Below are 23,307 nucleotides of genomic sequence, written 5' to 3' on the forward strand. Positions count from 1 at the left end.
CCCGGGTCACCTGCCCTGGTGAATGGTCCGTCCCCGGCCCGTCAGCGGCCGGGGGCGGACAGCTCGCGGTACCACTTCACCAGGAACGCCACCATGAACAGCAGATGGGCGGCGAGCAGGCAGCAGTACAGCGCGAGGAACAGGTCCGGGCTGCCGAACAGCAGGAACAGGGCGCAGAAGACCCCGTAGTCGACCGGAAGCAGGGCGACGGAGCGCAGGGTGGAGGCGGGTGCCGTGGGTGCCGGACCGCCCGTACCGCTCCGCAGCCGGTCGGCGCGTTTGAGTTGTTCGGTGAGGATGCCGCCGAAGAACACCATCACCGCGCAGAACTGGAAGGCGATGGGTACGAACAGATACCGAGGGTCGGAGAGGCCGAAGTGGCGGTAGAACGAGACGAGTACGGCCATGTGGAGGGCGAGCATCTTCGCGCAGTCGACCACATGGTCCAGCCACTCCCCCGCGGCGCTGCCGGTTCCGGTGAGCCGGGCGAGCTGTCCGTCGGCGGAGTCGAGTGCGAAGCCGAGGACCAGCGCCGCGAAAATACCGGCCGCCGCGGCGGGCGAGGGGCGGAGCACCACAATCATGACCACACCGGCAAAGGTGAAAACCCCGCTGATCATGGTGACTTGATTGGGTGTCAGTTTGAGGCCGTAGCCCAAGGCGGCTAACACCCGGCCGACCGGCCGGTTCACATAGCGCGAGTACAGGGACACTCCCTTCGCGGATTTCTGGGCCGCAGACAGCTGTCTGATCGCATATCCGAACTGGCTCATGTCCCCCACCTGATGAATGGACCCCCGAAGGAGCAACATCATGGCAGGCAGGACCTCTCCGTCAACCGGTGGCGCCAACCGCCGGACCGTACTGGCAGGTACGGCCGCGGCGCTGGCGGCCGCCCTCAGCGGATGCGATCCGGCGGCACCTGCCTCCCGGCAGTCCTCCGACGACGCCGCCGCCCCCGCGGTCACCGGCCACAAGCCCAGGGGCAAGGACGTCATCGACGTGGTCGCGGACTGCGGGGCCAAGGGGGACGGACGTACCGACGACAGCCGCGCGTTCGCCCGCGCGTACTCCTACGCGGCCGACCGGGTGTGGGACCACGTCGGCCGGACCGTGATCGACGTACCGGCCGGCACCTACCTCATCCGCAAGCCCAACGCGCTGCTCAACGCCCCCAAGGGGGAGCTCAAGGCCAATGGCTTACGGTTCCGCGGGGCCGGCAAGCGCATGACCCAGCTGCGCTTCGCCCCGTCCGAGCCCGAGAACGCCTATCTGTGCCGCAACGAGGACAGCTGGGCGAATGTGATGTTCGAGCAGCTGGGCTTTGTCTCGGCCACCCCCGGCGCCTCGTTCTTCTACTCCTACTCGACCGGTCAGGCACAGGACTACCGCTTCACCGAATGCGAGTGGACCGGCGAGTGGACCTACGGGCTGGCCCTGGACGGCAGCAACACCAACTCGGAGATGCGCTGGGACGCCTGTCGGGTGGGCGGGGCCTACCGCAAGGCGTTCCTGTACTCCGGGCTGTCGGAGAAGTCGGTGAGCCACGGCCAGCAGGACCAGTTCCTCAACTACTGGTTCAACGACATGAAGGTCGAGTATGCCTGGGGCAACTTCCTGGAGTTCCCCTACGGCGGCTCCATTACCTGCCGCGGCGGTTCCTATATCGTCACCGGCCGCCGCCCCGAGGACTCCGGCGACTACGGGCGCACCAGCGCCTTCTTCCGCTTCCCGCGCGGTCCGCACCACGACTCCGTACAGCGCTTCCACGCCGAGGACATCCGCTTCGAGGTGCGTGACCCGGACACCGTCGTGATCGACTGCGCCTGGGACAGCGGCACGGTGCACTTCAACGACTGTGACGACACCGCGAACGCCTTCAAAACCTTCGCCGGGGGGAGCAGCCCGCACCGCTACCGCGTCGGCCCCCAGGGCCCGCTGGTGCGTTATGACTCCTGCCAGCTGTCCGGGCAGCACACCTACGAGCAGGACGGGGGCGAGGGCCCGCGGGCCCGCTACGACATGTGCCGGCTGCGCAATCACTCCCCGCAAGACTTCATCAAGGGTGCGGGCGACCGGGTGAAGTTCGTCGACTGTCTGGGGTCCTGAGCGGGCCGCGGAGGGCGGGAACCCGGCGGTCCGGAAACGCCGCTGACGCCCCGTGCGTCCGGTGCCGCGCCCGGTGCCGCCTCCTTGCCGGCGGTGACCAACGGCACACGTACTGGTCAGTAGTGTTGCCCCTGGCCGGGCCTAGAGTGAGGGCCGCAATGGCGCCGCCGGGCACCGGCGGCGGCCCGCCCTCCGAGCCGACCAGGGAGACTGCATGCGTTCTCCGAAGGACTTCTTCCGCCCGCTGGCCGTCGGGGCGCCCACACCGGTACGCGAGGTACCGTTCCGGCCGTCCCGGATGATCCACTTCTTCGACCCGGGCAACGAGAAGATGGCCGCCAAGGTGCCGGCCATCGCGCCCACCGTGGACGTACTGCTCGGCAACCTGGAGGACGCGGTCGCCGCCGACCGCAAGGAAGCCGCCAGGTCGGGCCTGGTGAAGATCGCCAAGGACACGGACTTCGGCGACACCCAGCTGTGGACCCGGATCAACAGCCTGGACTCGCCGTGGGCGCTGGACGATCTGCTGACGCTGGTCGGCGAGATCGGCGACAAGCTCGACGTGATCATGGTGCCGAAGGTCGAGGGCGCCGAGGACATCCACTACGTCGACCGGCTGCTCGCCCAGTTGGAGGCGAAGGCACAGGTACGGCGGCCGATCCTGGTGCACGCCATCCTGGAGACCGCCACCGGCGTCGCCAACGTCGAGGAGATCGCCGGAGCCAGCCCCCGGATGCAGGGCATCTCACTGGGCCCCGCCGACCTCGCCGCCAGCCGCCGGATGAAGACCACCCGGGTCGGCGGCGGACACCCCGGATACCTGGTACGGGAGGACCCGCACGGCCCGGACGGCGACGCCCCGCGGGCCACCTTCCAGCAGGATCTGTGGCACTACACCCTGGCGCGCATGGTCGACGCCTGTGCGGCGCACGGCATCCTGCCGTACTACGGGCCGTTCGGCGACATCAAGGACGTCACCGCCTGCGAGGACCAGTTCCGTAACGCCTTCCTGCTGGGCTGTGTGGGCGCCTGGAGCCTGCACCCGGTGCAGATCGCCATCGCCAAGAAGGTCTTCTCGCCCGCACCCGCCGATGTCGCCTGGGCCCGCCGGGTCATCGGCGCGATGGGCGACGGCACCGGTGCGGTGATGATCGACGGCAAGATGCAGGACGACGCCACGTACAAGCAGTGCCAGGTGGTCGCCGAACTCGCCGATGCCCTCGCCGCCCGCGACCCCGAGCTGCGCGACGCCTACGCCGCGGCCGAAAAGGAGTAAGACCCGTGTCCGACGCGATCCTGCGACCGCGCCGCTCCGTGCTCTACATGCCCGGTGCCAATGAACGCGCCCTGGAAAAGGCCAAGTCCCTCCCCGCCGATGCGCTGATCCTCGATCTGGAGGACGCCGTCGCCCCCGACGCGAAGGCCGACGCCCGCAAGCGGGTCGCGGCCGCCGCGGCCTCGGGGGAGTACGGCTACCGGGAGGTGACGATCCGGGTCAACGGGCCGGGCACCGCCTGGCACGCCGATGACCTCCGGGCCGCCGCCGAGGCCGGACCGGACGCGGTGGTGGTGCCCAAGGTGGACTCCGCCGACACCGTGCGGGAGGTCGAGCGCGCGCTGGAAGCCGCCGGCGCTCCGGACCGTACGGCCATCTGGGCCATGGTGGAGACACCGCGCGCGATGCTGGACGCCCGTGCGGTGGCCGCCGCCAGTGAACGCCTCACCGTGCTGGTGATGGGCACCAACGACCTGGCGAAGGAGCTGCACGCCGAGCATGTTCCCGGCCGGGCGCCGCTGCTGACCGGGCTGTCGCTGGCGCTGCTGGCGGCCCGCGACACCGGCAAGGCGATCCTGGACGGCGTCTACAACGACGTGAAGAACGCCGAGGGGTTCGAGGCCGAGTGCGTCCAGGGCCGGCAGTTCGGGTTCGACGGGAAGACGCTCATCCATCCCTCGCAGGTCGAACCGTGCAACCGGGCCTTCGCCCCGTCCGCCGAGCAGATCGCCCGCGCCCAGAAGATCATTGACGCGTTCGACGAGGCGACCCGCGAGGGGCGCGGGGTGGTCACCGTCGACGGCCGGATGATCGAGAACCTGCATGTCGAGGACGCCCGCCGGATCCTCGCCCTCGCCGAGGCGATCGCCGGACGCTAGGCCCGATCGGGCTCACCGCGGCGGCGTCAGGGCCGTCGCGGTGAATCCCATAATCGGACAGGGTGAATAAACGGGACTGGCCGTTGCTCAGGCTTGGTGGTGAGGGGCATCCGGGATAGCAAGATTCCCGGGTTCCAACCATGAGTGCAGGAGCACACAGTGAAGAAATCGGCACGCGTCAATGTCGTGATGGCAGGAGCCTGCGGTCTGCTCCTGGCCGCGGGTACGGTCTCGCCCACCCTGGCGTGGGCCGAGACGGCCGGCGGCGACGGGGTCTCGAACAGCGACACCGTCGCCCGCTTCGACGCCAGATTCCGCTGCGCGCACCGGGCCCGGTTCTGTATCAACGGGCCGGTGCTCAGCGGAAATCCCAGAACATCGCAGAACGTGTATGTGGTCGGCACCGTCAGCAGCAGCGGCAGCCCGAAGAACACCAACGGAAACACCAACGAGGACACCGGTGGCACGACCGGCACGGCGACCAAGTCCGGCAACAAAGAGCAGCACATCCACCACCACCGCCGCGCCTGAGCCGGTGTGTGCGCGTCGAGCCGCTCCGGTCCCGGGCGTTCCGGGGCCGGAGCGGCTTCGGTGCGGCGACGGCGCGGTGCCGGTATTCGCCGGCGCGGTGCGGATCAGTGGTGGAAGAGACCTCCGAGTCCGAGGATGCGCTGCACGTTGTTGCTGCTGCCCGAGGACGCACCGCTGACGGAGTTGCCGCTGTTGGTGGTTCCGTTGGTGTTGGAGAGGTTCCCGCTGTTGTTCGGGTTCCCGTGGTTGAAGAAGTTGCCGCTGTTGAGGCTGTTGCCGCTGTGTACCGGCCCGTTGACACAGCCCTTCGGGGAGGCCACCACCGGTGACTTGTAGTGGATCTGGCCCAGGCGGTTGTTGCAGACCACCCCGTTGACCATGCCGGTCACGGTGCCCACATCGGCGTCCGCCACCGCGGAGAGCAGCGAGTCCGGAAGGGTCGCCGCCTGGGCCGCTCCCCCGCCGAACAGCACCAGCCCGCACGCCCCGACGACAGTTCCCGCCTGCACGAATCTTCTCACGACGCTCCTCGCCTCTTCATCCTTCTGATGCCAGACGTATCGTGCTGCCGCGGCCGTCCCACTCCGGCGTTCAACCCGCGGGGAGCAAACCCCTGGCGGCCACAATCAGCCGGGTGGCCCACACTCCGGAGCTGACGCCGTGAGCTGACACCGGCGGTGGGACCGTCAGGTGACGCTGTGCGGATGGCAGGCCGTCGCCGAGCGGGGCGGCCATGCCTGGGGGGCGAGGATGCCCAGCACATAGGCGCGTGCGACCAGGGCGGGCCGGGTCGGGGCGTCCAGGAGGTCCCGCAGCCGGCTGAGGTGGTAGTCGACGGTCTGCCGGGAGAGGTGCAGGGAGGTGGCGATCTCGGCGTTGCTGCGGCCGGCGGCCAGCAGGGACAGGATGCGGACCTGCGTTGCCGTCAGGGGCGGATGGGGCTCATGGGCCAGCCCCTGGTGGGTGACGATGGCCCAGACGCTGGTGGCACGGTCCGCGCTGCGGCCCACCGTCGTCAGATGCAGCCGGGCGCGGCGCTGGTGACCGCGGGCGTCGACGAGCACCACGGTCGTCTGGATGCGTCGGCTGCGGCGCGCTATCAGATCGAGCCAGCTGCGGTGCAGCCCCGGTAATTCCGCGGTCGGGCCGAGCACGGTGTGCGCACGGCGGCCGACCAGGTCGGAGAGGCGGGTCTGCAGCATTTCGGCGGCCGCTGCGCTGGCCTGCTGGATGCGGCCGCCCGCGGAGATCAGGGCGCACGGCAGTCCGCTGTGATCGCGCAGTGCGTGCAGACTCTCCTCGGCCTCCCGGCGCTGGCGCAGGGCGCGGGTGTAGTCGCTGATGTCGATGTAGATGCCCGCCACGCACCGCTGGCTGCCTTCCTGTACGGGGAAGCGGTGGCCGACCGCCTGTCCGCCGGTGCCGTCGAAGCGGTGGTAGGTGAGGGTGTGCCGGACGGGTTTGCCGCGTTGGAGCACCTCCCGGTCCAGGGCCAGGACCTGTGTGGCGTCGGCCGGGCCGTCGATGTCGGTGACGTCCTTGCCGATGATGTGCTCCGGTGTGGTGCCGTACAGATGGGCATAGGCGTGGTTCGCCCAGAGGTAGCGGCCGTTCGCGTCCCGGATGAAGGCCGCGGCGGGGGCGAGGTCCGCGAAGGCGTCATAGCGGCGGGGGCCGGCCGTACGGGGGCCGACCTCCACCGCCAGGCCACGGGAGCGGCCCTGCCGGGGCACTCCGAGGGGCCAGTTCACATCGAAGACACGACCGTCGAACTGGGCCTGCCAATGGCTGATTTCCGGTGCCTCGGCCGGCCCGGCGAGCTCCTTGCGCACGGTGTCGAGGAACCGCTGCGCGGTCACCGTGTCATCGAAGGCACCCCCGCCGCTGTCGATCACACGTAGCTCGCGGTCGGCCTCCCACCAGGACACCGGGAGGTGTTCGAGCAGCGACTTCAGACTGGTCTCGTCCACGACGGGCCCCTTTGCTGCGATGAGATCAACGGGTTTCGGACGGCGCGCCATCGCCATGCGTATCCCCCGGCGCGGGCAGGCATGCCCGGTTCTCGGCCGATCTGGCGATATCCATGCGCCGGTGCGCGGCGCCGCGCGGCCGCCATACGGCATCACGGAAGCTTCACGACCGCATGACGGTATCCACAACTCTGGCATTTGCCTGAGCGGTTGCGGCCCGAAGAGGGGAACGGTGGGCCGCACGGCTGCTTCGCTTGAGGGAACGGTGTTCGGATCCCGGGGGGCCGGGCGTTGTCAGCCGTTCCGATCGTTCCCACATATGAAAAGGAGTCGGTTTCCAGTGAGCAAGGTGCTGTTCGTGTATGCCAAGGGTGGTCCGCCCTTGGGGTACGCCCTGTCACGGGTCGCCGCACGGTCGGCAGTGCACCTGCTGGCGCTCAGCGCGCTCCCTCCCACCGTGGCCGCGTCCGCTGACCGGCTGTGCGCTTCGGTGCTGATCCCCGCCGAGTCCGAACGGCGGGACCTGGTGTCCCTGATCGTCTCCCGGGCCCAGGCGGTCGGCGCGGACGCGGTCGTCACCTTCTCCGAGTACGCGGTCGTCGCGGTCGCGGAGGCCTGCGAGAAGCTGGGCCTGGCCGGGGCGGGCGACTGCTGCGCGCTGGCCCGCGACAAGCGGATGATGCGGCGCACCTGGCAGGAACGGGGCATATCCCAGCCCCGGTTCCGGCCGGTCGCCACGGAACAGGATCTGCACGACGCGGCCGCCGCGCTCCGCTTCCCCCTGCTGCTGAAGGCCGCCTGGAGCGCGGGTTCCACCGCGCACCGGATCCTGCGTTCCCCCGATGACGTCCCGGCTGCCTGGGAACGGGCCCGGGAGGTGATGGCCGAATCCGCGCAGCTGGGGTACGCCGAACTCCATGTGGCCGACGCCGGGGCCGACTTCCTCGTCGAGGAGATCGTGCCGGGTACCGCCACCGGGTGGTTCGACCAGGAGGGCTGGGGCGACTACGTCAGTGTCGAGGGCGTCGTCGTCGACGGTGACTTCCGTCCGGTCTGTCTGAGCGGGCGGATGCCCACGGTGGAGCCGTTCACCGAACGCGCCGGAATCACCCCGGCGGCGCTGCCGGACGACGCCCAGCGGCGGATCGTGGCGCTGGCGCGCGAGGCCGTCGATGCGCTGGGGCTGCGGAACTGCGGTACGCACACCGAGATCAAGCTGGGCGCGGACGGGCAGATGTGGGTGATCGAGACCGCCGCCCGGTTCGGCGGGGCGATGACCGTCCCGCAGATCGAGGAGGTCTTCGGCCTGGATCTGATCGGCATGCTGACCGACCATCTGCTGGGGCGTCCGGTCTCCTGGCCCGCCGAGGTGCGCACCCCTCAGGAGGCGCACGGCGCGGCCGGTTCGCTGGTCGTGCTGGCCGTCGACGGGGCCGGTGACGCCTGGCCGGACCAGCGGGTCTGGGACTTCCCGACGGTGCGGGACGCGGTCCCGCTGAGCGCGGGCAGCCATCTGTCCGTGGTGGCCGAGAACTCGCTGCCGGACGGGACGCCGGTGCCGGCGTACGACCCGGCCGCGGGCGCCAACACCATGGCGGCGCTGTGCCTGCTGTCCGCCACCGACCCGGAGACCGTGATCTGCGACTTCCGGACCCTGGTCGACGCCCTGCCGGGGACCCTCCCCACGACCGGCACCACGGAGGTGCTCGCATGACCACCACCGCCGTTCTGCCCTCCGGCGCGCCGGGCCCCGTCGTCGACCGCACCGTCATCGGGGAGAACCTCTCCCTGCCGCTGTTCCGCACCCTGTCCGGGGTGCTGGCCGGTCACCCGTACCTCAAGGTCGTGGTGGACCGGGTCGAGGACACCTGGCATCTGCTCGACACCGCCGTCCATCCCTTCCATGTCAACTACATCGCCACCCGCGTCCTCGGGATGGAGCTGGCGGAGCTGGACTCCTGTCTGGACGCCTTCAACGCCTCGGTCTACATGGACGCCGAGCGCCGCTTCCTGCTGGGTGTGCTCTCCCTGCACACCGATGAGGACGCCGAGGGCCGGGAGCGGCCCTTCCTCGTCATGGAGACCACCGAGGCCGACACCATGCACGGCCGGCTGCTGGAGGAGTTCTACACCTTCGTCCGGCACCGGGTCGACGGCCGTCTGCCGCTGCTGCTGAAGCCGGCGAACCACGGGCAGGAGCACGAACTCGCCGCGATCAGCGATGTACGGGTGCCGCGGATCCTCGGCCATCAGCTCTTCGGCAACCGCACCCGCACCCCGCTCAACCCGGGGGAGGCGGTGGGCCGGCTCCGCTACTTCCGGACCCTGGAGGAGTACACGGCCGCGGCCGACGGGCTCGGCTGGTCCGACATCGTGGCCATGCCGTGTCTGCCGGACGATGTGCCGCGGGTGGCGGGGTTCCTCAACACCTCACCGGGCACCCCGCTCTCGCACACCAATGTCCTGGCCTCCGGCTGGGGCATCCCCAACGCGATCGTCCGCGACCTGGACCGGATGGTCGGTCCGGACGTCCTGGAGGGCGCCTGGGTCCGCTACCGGGTGGAGGATGACGAGATCACCATCGTCCCGCTGGCCAGTGCCCCCACGCTGGAGGCGCCGACCTGGCACCAGCAGCGGATCCGGATGGAGCCGCCGCTGCTGGAGGACGTTCCGGCGCTGTGGCTGCACCGGCTGCGCCGCGCCGACCAGGATCGTTACGGGACCAAGGCGGCCAACCTCGGCGAGCTGCATCACGTCCTCGACAGCCGCACCGCCGACCTCACCGCCTTCTACGGGCAGCCGCGGCCGCCCCGTTCGGACCTCTACGGCCATCTCGCGGCCCGCCTCGGCACCAAGGACGCGACGCCGGCCGAACTGCGGTCCCTGGCCGCCGACTTCGTGGCCGGGGTCATCGCGGCGCCCCACGGGATCGCTCTCCCCTTCGCCCTGCAGCACCGCTTTCTGACGTCCTCACCGGCCGTCCAACAGGGCATCGGCAAGCTCAAGATGGCGCTCGAACTCGACGCCGTCGAAGCGGCGGACGCGGTCTGTTTGCATTTGCAGCAGCTCATCCGGAACACCCCGATGCCCGAGGACGTCTCCCGCCAGATCACCTCGGCCCTGCCCGGCGGTCCGGACACCCGCAACCGGCTCGTGGTGCGCTCCTCCTCCAACGCCGAGGATCTCCCCGGGTTCTCCGCGGCCGGGGTCTATGACTCGGTCACCACCGTCCACGGTGCGGACGAACTCCTCGACGCGGTACGCCAGGTGTGGGCCTCGCTGCTGTCACCGCGCAGTGTCCGGCTGCGCCACCAGGCGGGCATCTCCCTCGACGACACCTATATGGGCGTGATCATCCAGGAGTATGTGCCCGCTGACCTCGGCGGCGTCCTGGTGACCTGCAATCCGACCCGGCGTGAGGACTTCCGCAACGTCTATCTCAACTGCTCCCCCGGCTCGCCCGAGACGGTGGTCGACGGCACGACGCTGCCGCTTCAGTACCTGTACAACACGGTGGAGGGCGGCGGCCGGACCGTCGCGCTCGGTTCGTCCGGCCAGGACCTGCCGGTCGGTACCCGGGACAAGCTGGCGCGGCTGGCGCTGACCGGGCGGCTGCTGCAGTCCCACTTCAGCGACACCGATGTGGACCATCCGCTGGACATCGAGTGGCTGATGACCGATCAGGGGGACTTCCGCCTGGTCCAGATCCGCCCCTACGCGCTGTGATCCGCCGGTTCACCGGCCCGCTGCGCGCCCGCCGCCCCCGGGCCGCGGGCGCGCCGCTGCCCCCGCGGGCCCGCCGGATCATCCGGCTGAACAACGGTTTCCAGCTGCTGTTCAACCTGTTGTGGTGGATGCCGGTCTTCTACGCGTACCAGCGGGAGGCGGGGCTCTCCGACGGGCAGATCTTCGGCATCCAGAGCATCTACTACGTCGCGTTCTGTCTCTTCGAGATACCGACCGGGATGGTGGCCGACCGTATCGGTGCCCGCAACTGTCTGCGGGCCGGTGCGGTGGTGATGACCGCGGCGAACCTGGCGCCGGTCTTCTCGCCCAGCTACACCGGCTTCCTGGTGCACTTCCTGGCCATCGCCGCCGGCCGCTCCCTGACCTCGGGCGCCGCCAGCGCCTATCTCTACGACGGCCTGGAGGCCGAGGGCGCGGGCGAGCACTATCTGAAGGCGGAGGGGCAGGCGCGGGCGCTGGGGCTGGCGGCGAAGGTGCTGTGCTGGCCGCTGGTCGGTCCGCTGATGGCCGTCGCACATCCCACGCCGTATGTGCTGAGCGCGGCGAGCGCGGCGGGTTCCCTCGTCTGTGCCGTGGTGCTGCCGCGGCAGGCCGCGGTCCGGCACGGCGGGCCCGGCCGCGCCAAGGGGGCAGCACGCGGTGGGCCGCCGTTCCTGCGCGATGCCCTCACGGCGCTGCGCTGGGTGTGGGCCACGCCCTGGCTCGCGCTGCTCATGGTGCAGGGCGTCGCGGTCTTCACGCTCTCCCGTATCTGCCAGGTCAACCTCTTCCAGCCGGTGCTGCTGGACCACGGCATCCCCGAGAGTTCACACGGCGGGGTGCTGGCCGCGATGACCGTCGCGGAGGCGGTGGCCTCGGCCCGTCCGCAGTGGCTCGGGTCGCGGCTGTCACCGGTGGCCTGGGTGTCGCTGCTCAGCCTGGCGATGGCGGGGACCCTGGCGGGCAGCACCCTGGGCGGGCCGTGGACCGTGATCGCCCTGCTGTGTGTGTTCGCCGCGGTCACCGGTTTCGCCTATCCGCTCCAGCGCAAGCTGGTGAACGACGCGATCCCGGCGGGGGCGCCACGTGCCACTCTGCTCTCCGTCGAGAGCATCGTGGACCGGGGCGTGTGTGCGCTGGCGGCGGTGGCCGCGGGGGCGTATCTCTCGGCGGGCCGGCTGGACGCGCTGCTGTGGCACAGCGCGCTGGCGACGGGTGTGGTGATGGTGGTGCTCCAGCTGGTCCTGCGACGTGTCCCGGGCCGGCGCCGGAAGCCACCGGCGGCCGAGCCGGCCACGGAGCTGGTCACCACAGCAGGAAACCCCTGAGCGCCACCGTCATACTGGTGGCGTGCGGGCTACGGAAGCCGGGCGGTACGGCGAAGGGCTGTTCCGCCCGGACGAGGCCGGCGAGGCAGGCCGTATCGACCTGGGAGCGCTCGCCTATGACGAGGTGAGCACGGCCCGGCTGGCGGCGCTGGGCGCCGGGCCCGGGTGGTCCTGCCTGGACGTGGGGGCGGGCACCGGCACCGTCGCCCGGTGGCTGCTGGAGTCGGCGGGTGTCACGGCCGTCCTCGCGGTCGACCGTGACACCCGGTCCCTGGACGCCGAACCGACGCCGGGGCTGTCGACACTGACCGCCGATATCACCGCGCCGGACTTCGACCCCGGCCGGTTCCAATTGGTCCACGCACGGTTCGTACTGATGCATCTGCGGGCGTGGCGCCGCATGATCACCAAGCTGGCTTCGCTGGTGGCGCCCGGCGGTGTGCTGGTGCTCAGCGACGCGGTGGACCTGACGACCGCCGGGGCGCCGGCCACCCCGTACACCACGGTGATGCGGGCGATGTGGCAAGGGCTCCGGCAGTCCATCGGTACGGACATCTCCTGGGTGCCCGACTATCCGTACCTGTTGCGGGAGGAGGGCCTGCGCCGGGTGGCCGCCGAGATGCGTGTCCCCCCGCTGGTGCCGGGCGGCCCGCTCAGCCGTTTCTGGGCCGATACCTGGGACCGGGCCCGGGGCGCCATGCTGGCGACGGGGCAGGTCGACGAGGCAGCAATCGAGCGGGCCCGGCATGAGCTGGCATCGGACGCGTGCGCCGGTCTCTCCCCCGGGATACTCACCGCGTGGGGCTGGCGAACCGAGGAGGCCGTCCATGACGAGCATGTCTGACCGGGAACGGGAGCGGGTGTGGGAGCTGCACACCCGCAGCGAGTTCGACACCCTCGATCTCGATACGACGATGGCCACCATGTCGGAGGCCCCGGAGGTGCTGCATGTGCCCACGGCCATGGGCGCCCGCGGCCGGGCGTCCGTGCGGCACTTCTACCGCCGCTGGTTCGTGGGCCACAACGCGGCGGATTTCGCCCTCACGCTGCTGTCCCGGACCACGGGCGAGTCGCGGCTGGTCGACGAGATGCTGGTCTCGTTCACCCATGATGTCTCGATGCCCTGGATCCTGCCCGGTGTGCCGCCGACCGGGCGGCCCGTCGAGATCCCGGCCCTCGTGGTGGTGTCGTTCGACGGGCCGCTGATCTCCGGTGAGCACCTCTACTGGGACCAGACCACGGTCCTGGCCCAGATCGGACTCCTCTCCGCGGAGACGATGGCGCGGCTGCCGGTCGTGGTGGACCAGCGCGGGACCCTGGCGGAGGGCCCGCTCAATCAGCTGGCGGGGCGGGGCTGATCCCGGTCACGGTGAACGCCGGTCCACCGTGGGGAGTTGCTGGGTGGAGCAGTGGATGCCGCCGCCGCCCTCGCCGATGTGGTCGACCGGCACCGGCACGATCTCCCGCCCCGGGTACTGCTCCCGCAGGACGGCGGCCGCGTTGCGGTCGGCCTTCCGGTCGCCGAAGCGGGGCATGATGACCGCCCCGTTGGCCACATAGTAGTTGACGTAGCAGGCCAGGAAATCCTTGCCGTGCCGCCCGATGTCGGCCGGTTCGGGCAGCTCGACGACCTCCAGCCGCTTCCCGCGGGCATCGACGGCCCGCTCCAGGACCGCGCGGGCCTGTTCGTAGGCGGGGGTGAAGACCGTACGGGGGGCGTTCTTCGCGGGGGTGCTGAGGACCACCACGCCGGGTGCGGAGAACCGTGCCAGCGCGTCGATGTGATAGTCCGTGATGTCCTTGCCCTTGACGCCCTTGACCCAGATCACCTTGGTGGCGCCGAACAGCTCCTTGAGTTCCCGTTCGAGGTCCTCGCGGGACTTTCCTGGGTTGCGGTTGTCGTTGACGACGGAGCTCTCGGCCACCATCAGGGTGCCCCGGCCGTCGCCTTCCACGGCACCGCCCTCGCTGATGAGCGGTGCCTTGATCCGGGGGATCCGCTCGTCGGCCAGGACCGCGCGGGCGACCCGGCGGTCGCGGCCGTGCTCCTGCTTGTCGCCCCAGCCGTTGAAGTTGAGGTCGACGCCGGCGATGCCGTCGGGGCCGAGTACGAAGACCGGTCCGGTGTCCCGCATCCACAGGTCGTCCACCGGGACGGGGACGATCTCCACCCCGGACCCGCAGGCCAGCCGCGCGGCCTTGGTGTCCCGGTCCCCGATCAGCAGCCGCACCGGCTCGAACTCGGCGATGGTCCGGGCGAGATGGGCGATATCGGCACGTACTCCGGTGGTGTCCGGGCCCCAGACCCGGCGGCCGGGCCAGGACATGTAGGTCGCCTCGTGCGGATGTGCCTCATCGGGCAGCCGCCATCCGCCGCCCGGCCGGGCCGCGGCGGGGACGGCGTCGGCCCCGGGCGATGCGGATCCGCGGTCCGGTGTGCCGCAGCCGCTCAGGGCTCCCCCGAGGGCGGCGACGGCCGCCGCCTGCAGTGTCTGACGTCGGGATATGTCCATGGTCAACTCCCTGACTGAAATTTTGGTCAGGACGATGCTAGGGCATCATCGGTCCCCAGCAACCTTGATTTCTTCGAACAGCGGGAGCATGCGATGTCGGACAGGCCCACCCAGATCCTCGAAGCCGCCGCCCGGCTGATCGCCCGGCGGGGCGTCCGCGGGCTGCGCGTGGAGGAAGTCTCCGCGGAGGCCGCCGTCTCGACCGCGCTGATCTACTACCACTTCAAGGACCGCGCCGGACTGCTGCGCCGCACACTGGAGTTCATCAGCCAACGAGCGGTCCGCTACACGGATGCCGCGCTGGAGACCTCCGACGATCCCCGGGTGCAGCTCACCGAGATGCTGCTGCTGGAGCTCCAGGACGTCCCCCAGGTCAAGGAGAACAGCGCGGCCTGGGGCGAGTTGCGCGCCACCGCCGTCTTCGACCCGGACCTGCGGGAGCTGCTGGCCGCCGCGACCCGGGACTGGGTGGAGGATCTCGCCGGGCTGGTCCGCCAGGTCCAGGAGGCCGGTGCGGGCGGAGCCGGGGCCGACCCGTATGCGGCGGCCGAGCGGCTCACCGCGCTGGCCGAGGGCCTGAGCGAGCGCTGGCTGAGCGGCACCACCTCGCTCCAGCGGGCCCATGAGCTGCTCCGCGGCGCCGTCGAGACGGAACTCGGCCCGACCTGACCGGCCTTGGGGCACGGTCACACCCCCACGACGTCGACACAGAAGCCATAGCGGATGAACTCAACGCTTCGGTTAATAAACGGACATCAGCGTCTGTTTTCGGTCGGAGTCCGGCACTTACCCTTCTGGGCCCGATCGCCCGGTCTCACTCCTGCTCCCACCATGGGTTTCGTAGCTCGCCAGGAAGTGCGACAGGTGGCAGACCTCCGGCAGTTGGCGGGATCTGACGGAAAATTTTCTGTCTCGGTGGGTAAATGGTGAAGAAAGCCGACCGAAAGTGTGCATTGACTTTTGACCGCGATCGGCGGCTCAGCGATGGTCCTTGGCATGCCCGCAATACCCCGACCCGCGGCCGGTGGCCCGCTGCGCCTGCCCCACTTCCGTCTTCTGCTCGCCGGTGCCGCGGCCGGACAAATCGGCGCCCAGGTCACCCTGGTCGCCCTGCCTCTCGTCGCCGTACTTGAGCTCCGCGCCCCCGCCTTCCAGGTGGGGCTGCTCACGGCCGCGGAGACCGCCGCGTTCCTGCTGGTCGGACTGCCGGCCGGGGCCTGGGTCGACCGGATGCGCAAGCTGCCGCTGATGATCCGGGCCGATGTCGTACGGGCCGTCGCGATGGCGAGCATCCCGCTGGCCGCCGTCGCCGATGTGCTGACGATGGCGCAGCTGTATCTCGTCGCCCTGGTCACCGGCGTGGCGACCGTCTTCTTCGACGTCGCCCACCAGAGCTTCCTGCCTCAACTGCTGCCCAAGGACCAGCTGGTCTCGGGCAACGGGGCGCTGGAGACCGTCCGTTCCTCGGCGCAGGTGGCCGGTCCCGGGCTCGGCGGCGGTCTGGTCCAGCTGCTCGGGGCCTCGCTGGCCATCGTCGCCGACGCGGCCGGCTATGTGCTCTCGGCCCTGTTCCTGTGGGGCATCAAGCAGCCCGAGAGCCGGCCGGCCCGTGTCGCGGGGACGTCGCTGCGCCAGGACATCGGTGAGGGACTGCGGTTCGTCTTCGGGCACCGGCTGCTGCGGGTGATCGCGGTGACCACCGGCCTGGCGAACTTCTTCAGCGCGACGCTGATGGCCACCCAGTCCGTCTTCCTGGTACGGGTGCTGGGGCTGGCGCCGGGAGTGGTCGGCCTCGTGCTGGCCGCCTCGGCGGTGGGCGGGCTCGCCGGAGCGCTGTGTGCCGGCCGGCTCGCCGCCCGGTTCGGCCAGGCCAGGCTCATCTGGCTGTCCGTGCTGGCCACCGGCCCGTTCGCGCTGCTGTGGCCGCTGTCCGGGCACGGCGCGGGCGCCGTACTGTTCGCGGTCGGCTCCGGTGTGGTCTTCTTCGGCGCCGTCGTCTACAACGTCGCACAGGTGAGCTTCCGTCAGACGCTGTGCCCGCCCCGGCTGCTGGGCCGGATGAATGCCACCCTGCGGTTTCTGATGTGGGGCACCCTGCCGCTCGGCGCCCTGGTCGGCGGTGCGCTGGCCGAGTCGTTCGGCGCCCGCACGGCGCTGGCGTGGTGCGCGGCCGGGTTCCTGCTCGTACCGCTGCCGCTGCTGCTGTCCCCGCTGCGCCGGATGCGGGACCTGCCGACCGCCGAGGCGGCCGCGGACGACGCCCCGGCAGCCCCCGCGGACCCGGCCGAGCCCGCGCCCGTCAGCTGACGGCCGTCCGCCGTATCCGGCCCCGCCCTCTGCCCCTCACCTTCACCCGCATCCCGTCCGGCGATGCGCGCCTGTCCCGACGAAGAGGATTCCGTGCTCAGCATCACGAGCCAGTACCTGGCCCGCTTCCGGCGGCTCGACGCCGGTGACGGCACCCCGGTCCTGCTGCCCGTCACGGGGGCCCAGCGCCGCTTTGCGCTGGTGCGCGCCATGGACCCGGCCGGGCGCCCGGATCTCGTGCCGATGTTCTTCGCCTTTCCGCGCGGCACGGTGGACCCCGTACGCCTCGCGGCGGCCGCGAAGCGGCTGGCTGCCCGGCATCCCGTGCTGCGGGCCCGGCCCACCGTGCTGCGCGGTGCCCCCGTGCTCCGTCTGGAGCCGCCTCAGGTCCCCGTGATCCAGGAGGTCTGCGCGCCCGGTGCGGACGCGGCCGCCGTGCTGCGCCGTGCCATGGGCCGGTGGGCGCCGGACGGGTCACCGCTGCGGCTGTTCCTGGTGCCGGACGGCCCGGAGGGGACGGAAGAGGTGCTCGCCGTCGTACTGGACCACAGTGTGTGCGACGGTCAGTCGCTGGCCCGGATCGTCGAAGAACTCGGCACCGGCTACGACGCGGGCCCCGGCGCCGACGGCCCCTCTCCCGCCGAGGTCGCGGCCGAACTGGACGCCTACCGGGACGCCGTGCTGCGGCAGCTCGACGCGGAGGAGCGCGCGGGTGCGCCGGAGGCCATGGCGTACTGGGGCGAACGGCTGCGCACGGTGCGCGAACAGGCCCCCGCGGCCCGGCCGGAGCCCCTCTCCCCCGGTGCGCCGCCGAGCGGCTCGGCGGCGCTGCGGATCCCCGCGCCCTCCGGCGGGGCGCCCTTCCCCGAGCTGCTCAACGCCTGCCGTGCGGCGGCCGCGGTGCTGTACGGAGCGGGCCATGTGGTGCCGCTCGGCTACCCGTGGGGCGGGCGGCCCGCCGGTGCGGCACCGGTGGTCGGCTGCTTCCTCAACACCGTGGTCTTCCCGACCGCCACGGGCGACGAGTCCGACGCCGCCGCGACGGCGGCCGCCTGGTGGGACGACCTGGACCATGCCGCCACCCCGTTCGACGCCGTGGTGCACGCCGCCCGTGCGGCCGGTTCCGGCTGGCGCGGAGGGCTCGACGGCATGCTGACCGTCGACGACGCCCGGCGTCAGCCCCCGCTCCGCCTGGGCGGGGTGACCGGCCGGGAGATCCATGTCGACGGCCGTGCGGTCCGCGGTCCCTTCGCGGTCTCCGTCACCCAGGGCCCCGAGCTGCGGCTGCGCATGGTGTGGGACCGCGCGGTCCTCGCCGACGGCACCGCCGAGCACGCCTTCACCGCCCTGGCCGACTCGCTGCGGGACCCCGCGCCGACCCCCGTCTGACCACCCCGTCCGACCATCCCGGGGGCCCGCCCCCGCATCACCCACCGACACCGCCGGACCTGCCGCGCGACCCGCGGCACGGTCGGCGTCCCCCCACCGGCCGGGTCCGACCATGCCCCAGCCGAAACACCGCCACCCCGACGACCTCAGGGATCGCCCATGCTTCCGCTCTCCTCCTCGCAGGAGATCGTCTGGCTGCACGAACAGGTGCAACCGGGCAGCCGCGCCTACAACTTCACCGCCGCCCTCGACCTGTGGGGCACGCTCGACACCGACGCGCTGCGCGACGGACTCACCGCCGCCCTGAACCGGCACGCCGGTCTGCGGCTGGAACTCGTCGCCGTCGCCGGGGCGATGCCGGGCCAGCGGGTCGCCGAGTCCTGTGCGCCGCGGCTGCACGCGGTGGATCTGAGCGGGGCGGCGGACCCGGAGTCCGCGTTCCAGGAGCTGCTGCGCACGGAGGCGGAGACCCCGCTCGACACGTACGAGGCACCGCTGCTGCGCTGGACGCTGGTGCGGCTGGCGGACGGCCGGCACCGGCTCATCCACGTCGAACACCATCTGATCCATGACGGCCACTCGTTCGCGATCCTGCTGCGGGACGTGTTCACCGTCTACCGGGGCCGCGTCCTGGGCGAGCCGGTGGAGCTGCCGCCGGCCCCCTCGTACGCCGACCATGTCCGCGCCCGGTCCGGGGACGAGGCGACCGCGGAGCGGCGGGACGGGCTGGAGTTCTGGGCCGGGGCGCTGCGGGAGATGTCCTATGACATGCCGCTGCCCGGTCTGGCCCGGCCCGGTGCCAAGCGGCGGCACCACGGCGGCCAGCTGCGCCAGTCGATCGGCGCGGATCTGGCGGAGCGGCTCCGTGCGCACGCCCGTGACCGTGGTCTGACGCCGTTCGCCACGCTCCTCGGGCTCTTCGCCGAGCTGCTGCGCCGGCACAGCGGCCGCTCGCAGATGGTGATCGGGACCGCGGTCGGCAACCGTCCGCGCGGTTTCGAGGAAACCGTGGGCATGTTCGTCAACACCATTCCGCTCCCGCTCCGGCTGGATCCGGCGGCCCCGGCCGAGGAGTCCATGGACGAGGTGACCGACACCCTCATCCGCGCGCTGCCGCACCAGGAGGTGCCGATCCAGGAGCTGACCCGCGCGCTGGGGCTGCACACCTCGGGGGCGGACAACCCGCTGTTCGACGTCATGTTCAGCGCGCACGACGCCGAACTGCCCGACATCGAGGTCCCCGGCCTGGACATCACCCTGTTCGAGGGCTTCAACACCGGCACCACCCGGTTCGACCTGGACGTGGTGCTGCTGCCGGACGACCGCCGCGGTGTCGGCCCCCGGCACGGCGCGGCGGGCATGACCCTGGTCTGGGACTACGACGCCGACCTATTCGGTGAGGACGTGGCGAAGCTGCTGGCCGGGCGGTTCCTGGATCTGCTGCGCGGGTATCTCGACGCGCCGGGCACCGCGCTCGCCGACCTGGCGCCGCCGCCGGTGCCGTCGGCCCTTCCGGCCGCCGCTCCGCAGCCGCCGCGGCACGACCCGCTCGACCCCGCCACCGCCCACGACCGCTCGCTGCCCGCCCTGCTCACCGGCGCCCGCCGGCTCACCTACGGGGACCTGGCGGACCGGGTCGCCGCGCTCGCGGAGCGGATGCTGGCGGCGGGGGTGACCGCCGGTCAGCCGGTGGCCGCGGTGCTGCCCCGCGGTGCCGACTCGGTGGTGACGCTGCTGGCGTGTCTGCGGACCCGGGCGGTGTACTGCCCGCTCTCGCCGTCCGATCCGCCGGCCCGGCTGGCGCTGCTGCTGGAGCGGCTGAGCCCGGCGCTGGTGCTGACCTCGGAGCAGGCCCCGGTCCCCGTTCCCGACGGGCTGCCGTCGGCCACCGTCGACGCCGCGGTGCTGCCGCCGGCGCGGGCGGCCGCGGCCGTGCCCGGTGCCGCGTACCTCATTCACACCTCCGGCTCGACGGGCATCCCCAAGCCCGTGGCCGTCGGCCGCGCGGCGCTGGAGAACCATCTGACCGGAGCGGCCGAGCGGTTCGGCCTGCGCCAGGGTGACCGGGTGCTGCTGTTCGCCCAGCCGTCGTTCGACGTGGCCCTCGAAGAGGTGCTGCCGTCGCTGTACGCCGGGGCGTGTCTGGTCGCCCCCGAGCGGGAGGTGCCGACCGGCACCGAGCTGGCCGAACTGCTGGCCGCCGCCCGGGTCACCGTGGCCAATCTGCCCACCAGCTACTTCCTGGCCACCCGTCAGGAAATGCGGTCCGTACTGCGCGACGGTCACTGGGCGCCGCGGCTGCTGGTGCTCGGCGGTGAACGCCTCCCGGTGGATGCGCTGCGCGCGTTCCTGGCCGACACCGACAGCACCGTGCTCAATGTCTACGGCGTCACCGAGGCCGCGGTCAGCTCCACCGTGCACGAGATCACCCGGGACAGCCTCACCGACGGGGCGGAGATCCCGCTCGGCACCGAGCTGCCCGGCGAGCGGGTGCATGTGCTGGACGCCCACCACCGGCCGCTGCCGGACGGCGCGGTCGGTGAACTGGCCATCGCCGGGGCGGGGTTGGCCGAAGGCTATGTGGGCAACCCCGAGGTCACCGACGCCCGGTTCATCCATGTCGAGGCGCTCGGCGGTGAGCGGGTCTACCTCACCGGTGACCGCGGCTACCGCGGCCGCGACGGACTGCTGTACTTCCTGGGCCGCCTGGACCACCAGATCAAACTGCGCGGCTACCGCATCGAACTGGAAGAGGTGGAGGCGGCCGCCTCGGCCGCGCTCGGCGGCCGGTCCTGCGCCGTCGTCCTGGACCGCGAGGCCCCGGGCGGGCCCCGGCTGGTCGGCTTCCTGGAGAGCGCGGACGAGAACGGGCCCTGGGACGAGCAGGCGTTGCACACGGAGCTGAGCCAACGGCTGCCGAGCGCCCTCGTACCGGGACGCTGGGACCGGCTCGACGTCATGCCGAGGCTGGCGGGCGGCAAGCCCGACCGCACCGCGCTGACCCGCAGGGCCGCCGCGCTGGAGCCGGCCGCCCCCGCCGAGGAGCCCGCCGGTGAGCTGCCCGTGGAGCCGGCCGATCCGATGACGGCGCTGCTCGTCGAGGGCTGGCGTGAGGCCCTGGGCCACGGCCGTTTCGACCTGTCCTCGCACTTCTTCCGGTCCGGTGGGCACTCGCTGCTCGCCGCCCAGCTGGCCTCCTGGCTGGAGCCGCGGCTGGGGAAGCGTCCGCCGCTGCGGCTGCTGTTCCAGAACCCGGTGCTGACCGACCAGGCCGCCGCGCTGGCTGCCGTCGGCGCTCCCACGCCCGTTCCCGCCGCCCCGACCACCGTGACGGAGTCCCGATGACCCAGCCGATGACCGCCCGGACGGCGGCCCCGACCACCGCCGGCGCGCTCAGCGTCGCGCACGGCGCCCGGCCCACCGCCGACGGCGCGAGCGGAGTCCTCAGCGCCTTCGAGGAGTGGGTCCGCCGCTCCCCCGACGCTCCCGCGGTGATCGACGGGACGCACCGCTGGACGTACCGGCAGATCGGCGCCGCCGCCGACGAGGCCGCCGAGGCGCTGCGCGACCGGGTACGGCCCGGGGACCTGGTCGGGGTCTGCCTCGACCGGTCGGCCGCCCTCGTGGTGACCGCCGTCGCGCTCGCCCGGATCGGCGCCGTCTATCTGCCGCTGGGGCCCCGCCCCGGTGAGCGCCGTACCGACGCCGTCACCGAGGATCTGAACGTCCGCTGTCTGATCGGCGATCCCGAGCTGCTGCCGCCCCGGCACCGCAGCGCCGACCGGCTGAATCTGGCGCTTCCCGGCGAGGGGACCAATGCCACCGCCACCGTCGTGGCGGCGTTCGCCACACCCGCCGCCGCCGCGCATTCCACGCCCGCCGGGGCGTTCTACGCCGTGCTGACCTCCGGCTCCACCGGCCGCCCCAAGGCGGTGGCCGTCGGTGAGCCCGCGCTCGGCGGGCTGCTCGACTGGTACCGCGCGACGACCGGTCTCGGCCCCGGTGACCGGCAGTCGCTGCTGATCGGCGTCGCGTTCGATCCGCATCTGCTGGAGCTGTGGGCCGGGCTGACGTCCGGCGCGGCGCTGGTGCCCGCGCCGGACGCGGTCCGCTGGGACTCCGTGGTGCTCACCGACTGGTGGCGTACGGCCGGGGTGTCGGTGGCGGTCACGGCGACCCCGATGGCCGAGCCGCTGCTGGACCGGCCCTGGCCCCAGGACCTGAGGCTGCGTCATCTGTTCGTGGGCGGTGACCGGCTGCGCCGCCGTCCCGGCGCGGAGGTGACCGCCACCGTCCACAACGCCTACGGACCGGCCGAGGCCACCGTCATCACCACCACCCATGCCATGCACGGCACGGACAGTGCGGCGGACACGGACACCGCGCCCCCGATCGGCCGCCCCGTACCGGGTGTGACGGTGCTCGTCGCCGACGCGGACGGCCGGCCCGTCGAGCGCGGTACGGAGGGCGAACTCCTCATCGGTGGAAGCGGGTTGGCGCTCGGCTATCTGGACCCCGAGCTGACCGCGCGCCGATTCGTGCCCGTGTCCGAGGGCGTCGATCTGCCGGGCGTGGAGCGGCTGTACCGCACCGGGGACCGGGTGCGGATGGCTGCCGACGGGCGGCTGGAGTTCCTCGGCCGGCTCGATGACCAGGTCAAGATCAGCGGGGTCCGGATCGAACCGGCCGAAGTGGAGGCCGCGTTCGAGCAGGACCCGGCGGTGCTGAGCGCCGTCGTCACCGCGCCGCGCACCGCCGACGGCCGGGCCCGTCTGGTGGCGTACGTACGGGCCGCGGACGGTGCCGGGCTCACGGCGGACGCACTGCTGCCCGCCCTGCGCACCTGGCTGCCCGAGCAGGCCGTCCCCTCGGACATACGGATCGTCGGCTCCTTCCCGCTGGACGCCAACGGCAAGGTGGACCGCGCCGAGCTGACCCGGCGGGCCGCCGAATCCGGCGCGCCCCGCACCGACGGCACCGCCCCGGACGGCGAAGCGCCCGACGGTGGCACCCCCGGTGAGGTCACCGGTGCCACCCCCGGTGAGCGGCTGGTGCTGAGCGCCGCCCGCGATCTGCTCGGCCGGCCCGGGATCTCCCTGGCGGAGAACTTCACCGGGGCCGGCGGCACCTCCGTGCTCGCCGCCCGGCTGCTGACCGTCATCGAGAAGGAGAGCGGGGTACGGCTGCGCGCCCCCGAGCTGCTGCGCCAGCCGGATCTGCGCGCCGTGGCCCGACTCGTCGATCAGCGAACTGCCGCCCGGCAGCCGGCGGGAGCCTGAG

General features: G+C 72.0%; 18 protein-coding genes. 14 read left to right on the forward strand and 4 right to left on the reverse strand.

From position 1 onward, the window contains the following. Positions 1–41: 41 nt before the first annotated feature. Complete coding sequence (locus tag STRTU_RS01305; protein WP_269777255.1) at positions 42–773, reverse strand: CDP-alcohol phosphatidyltransferase family protein; 732 nt, start codon at positions 771–773, stop codon at positions 42–44. A gap of 40 nt (positions 774–813) precedes the next feature. On the opposite strand from STRTU_RS01305, the gene STRTU_RS01310 reads away from it, so the two are divergent. The 4 genes from STRTU_RS01310 (at position 814) to STRTU_RS01325 (ending at position 4,794) form a co-directional block, all read left to right on the forward strand. Continuing rightward, positions 814–2,109 (forward strand): glycosyl hydrolase family 28-related protein, encoded by a 1,296-nt coding sequence (locus tag STRTU_RS01310; protein WP_269777256.1) that lies wholly within the window; start codon positions 814–816, stop codon positions 2,107–2,109. Between the two features lie 214 nt (positions 2,110–2,323). Beyond that, positions 2,324–3,385, forward strand: a complete 1,062-nt coding sequence (locus STRTU_RS01315) for an HpcH/HpaI aldolase/citrate lyase family protein (RefSeq protein ID WP_269777257.1) — start codon at positions 2,324–2,326, stop codon at positions 3,383–3,385. 5 nt (positions 3,386–3,390) lie between these two features. After that, a complete protein-coding gene (locus STRTU_RS01320) occupies positions 3,391–4,263 on the forward strand; it encodes an HpcH/HpaI aldolase/citrate lyase family protein (protein WP_269777258.1) in 873 nt (290 codons plus the stop codon). Positions 4,264–4,422: 159 nt separating this feature from the next. After that, complete coding sequence (locus tag STRTU_RS01325) at positions 4,423–4,794, forward strand: hypothetical protein (protein WP_269777259.1); 372 nt, start codon at positions 4,423–4,425, stop codon at positions 4,792–4,794. A gap of 104 nt (positions 4,795–4,898) precedes the next feature. On the opposite strand, the gene STRTU_RS01330 is transcribed toward STRTU_RS01325, so the two are convergent. Further along, positions 4,899–5,303 (reverse strand): hypothetical protein, encoded by a 405-nt coding sequence (locus STRTU_RS01330; RefSeq protein WP_269777455.1) that lies wholly within the window; start codon positions 5,301–5,303, stop codon positions 4,899–4,901. A 177-nt stretch (positions 5,304–5,480) separates the two neighbouring features. Further along, entirely contained in the window at positions 5,481–6,764 is a 1,284-nt protein-coding gene (locus STRTU_RS01335; RefSeq protein WP_269777260.1) for a PAS domain-containing protein, read from the reverse strand. Positions 6,765–7,104: 340 nt separating this feature from the next. On the opposite strand from STRTU_RS01335, the gene STRTU_RS01340 reads away from it, so the two are divergent. From STRTU_RS01340 to STRTU_RS01360, 5 genes are read left to right on the forward strand one after another with little or no spacing between them, the layout of a single operon-like run. Then, positions 7,105–8,478: an ATP-grasp domain-containing protein gene (locus tag STRTU_RS01340; RefSeq protein WP_269777261.1), complete on the forward strand. Its 1,374-nt coding sequence runs from the start codon at positions 7,105–7,107 to the stop codon at positions 8,476–8,478. After that, positions 8,475–10,490 (forward strand): PEP/pyruvate-binding domain-containing protein, encoded by a 2,016-nt coding sequence (locus STRTU_RS01345; protein WP_269777262.1) that lies wholly within the window; start codon positions 8,475–8,477, stop codon positions 10,488–10,490. The genes STRTU_RS01340 and STRTU_RS01345 overlap by 4 nt, the downstream gene beginning before the upstream one ends. Then, positions 10,487–11,818 carry an MFS transporter gene (locus STRTU_RS01350; protein ID WP_269777263.1) on the forward strand — a complete coding sequence of 444 codons (1,332 nt, stop codon included), beginning with the start codon at positions 10,487–10,489 and terminating at the stop codon, positions 11,816–11,818. The genes STRTU_RS01345 and STRTU_RS01350 overlap by 4 nt, the downstream gene beginning before the upstream one ends. 22 nt (positions 11,819–11,840) lie before the next feature. Beyond that, positions 11,841–12,662 (forward strand): class I SAM-dependent methyltransferase, encoded by an 822-nt coding sequence (locus STRTU_RS01355; RefSeq protein ID WP_269777264.1) that lies wholly within the window; start codon positions 11,841–11,843, stop codon positions 12,660–12,662. Further along, the gene (locus tag STRTU_RS01360; protein ID WP_269777265.1) at positions 12,646–13,176 is read left to right on the forward strand and encodes a nuclear transport factor 2 family protein; all 531 of its coding nucleotides are present in this window, start codon (positions 12,646–12,648) and stop codon (positions 13,174–13,176) included. Before STRTU_RS01355 ends, STRTU_RS01360 begins: the two co-directional genes overlap by 17 nt. Before the next feature lie 6 nt (positions 13,177–13,182). On the opposite strand, the gene STRTU_RS01365 is transcribed toward STRTU_RS01360, so the two are convergent. After that, complete coding sequence (locus tag STRTU_RS01365) at positions 13,183–14,331, reverse strand: agmatine deiminase family protein (protein WP_269777266.1); 1,149 nt, start codon at positions 14,329–14,331, stop codon at positions 13,183–13,185. Between the two features lie 93 nt (positions 14,332–14,424). Between STRTU_RS01365 and STRTU_RS01370 the strand changes: the two genes are divergently transcribed. From STRTU_RS01370 to STRTU_RS01390, 5 genes are all read left to right on the forward strand, one after another. After that, the gene (locus STRTU_RS01370) at positions 14,425–15,000 is read left to right on the forward strand and encodes a TetR/AcrR family transcriptional regulator (protein WP_269777267.1); all 576 of its coding nucleotides are present in this window, start codon (positions 14,425–14,427) and stop codon (positions 14,998–15,000) included. Positions 15,001–15,327: 327 nt separating this feature from the next. Beyond that, positions 15,328–16,638 carry an MFS transporter gene (locus tag STRTU_RS01375; protein ID WP_269777268.1) on the forward strand — a complete coding sequence of 437 codons (1,311 nt, stop codon included), beginning with the start codon at positions 15,328–15,330 and terminating at the stop codon, positions 16,636–16,638. A 93-nt stretch (positions 16,639–16,731) separates the two neighbouring features. After that, on the forward strand, positions 16,732–18,027 hold the full coding sequence (locus STRTU_RS01380; protein ID WP_269777269.1) for a condensation domain-containing protein: 1,296 nt from the start codon (positions 16,732–16,734) through the stop codon (positions 18,025–18,027). Between the two features lie 159 nt (positions 18,028–18,186). After that, positions 18,187–21,372 (forward strand): non-ribosomal peptide synthetase, encoded by a 3,186-nt coding sequence (locus STRTU_RS01385; RefSeq protein ID WP_269777270.1) that lies wholly within the window; start codon positions 18,187–18,189, stop codon positions 21,370–21,372. Beyond that, positions 21,369–23,306 carry a non-ribosomal peptide synthetase gene (locus STRTU_RS01390; protein WP_269777271.1) on the forward strand — a complete coding sequence of 646 codons (1,938 nt, stop codon included), beginning with the start codon at positions 21,369–21,371 and terminating at the stop codon, positions 23,304–23,306. Before STRTU_RS01385 ends, STRTU_RS01390 begins: the two co-directional genes overlap by 4 nt. Position 23,307 lies beyond the last annotated feature (1 nt).

Source organism: Streptomyces tubercidicus (assembly GCF_027497495.1).
GTDB lineage: Bacteria > Actinomycetota > Actinomycetes > Streptomycetales > Streptomycetaceae > Streptomyces > Streptomyces tubercidicus.

Excerpts from the sequence above, each read along its gene's own strand:
- STRTU_RS01365 (WP_269777266.1), bottom strand. The coding sequence starts at position 14,331 with ATGGACATATCCCGACGTCAGACACTGCAGGCGGCGGCCGTCGCCGCC.
- STRTU_RS01310 (WP_269777256.1), top strand. The coding sequence starts at position 814 with ATGGCAGGCAGGACCTCTCCGTCAACCGGTGGCGCCAACCGCCGGACC.
- STRTU_RS01345 (WP_269777262.1), top strand. The coding sequence starts at position 8,475 with ATGACCACCACCGCCGTTCTGCCCTCCGGCGCGCCGGGCCCCGTCGTC.
- STRTU_RS01385 (WP_269777270.1), top strand. The coding sequence starts at position 18,187 with ATGCTTCCGCTCTCCTCCTCGCAGGAGATCGTCTGGCTGCACGAACAG.
- STRTU_RS01390 (WP_269777271.1), top strand. The coding sequence starts at position 21,369 with ATGACCCAGCCGATGACCGCCCGGACGGCGGCCCCGACCACCGCCGGC.
- STRTU_RS01375 (WP_269777268.1), top strand. The coding sequence starts at position 15,328 with ATGCCCGCAATACCCCGACCCGCGGCCGGTGGCCCGCTGCGCCTGCCC.
- STRTU_RS01360 (WP_269777265.1), top strand. The coding sequence starts at position 12,646 with ATGACGAGCATGTCTGACCGGGAACGGGAGCGGGTGTGGGAGCTGCAC.
- STRTU_RS01315 (WP_269777257.1), top strand. The coding sequence starts at position 2,324 with ATGCGTTCTCCGAAGGACTTCTTCCGCCCGCTGGCCGTCGGGGCGCCC.
- STRTU_RS01370 (WP_269777267.1), top strand. The coding sequence starts at position 14,425 with ATGTCGGACAGGCCCACCCAGATCCTCGAAGCCGCCGCCCGGCTGATC.
- STRTU_RS01305 (WP_269777255.1), bottom strand. The coding sequence starts at position 773 with ATGAGCCAGTTCGGATATGCGATCAGACAGCTGTCTGCGGCCCAGAAA.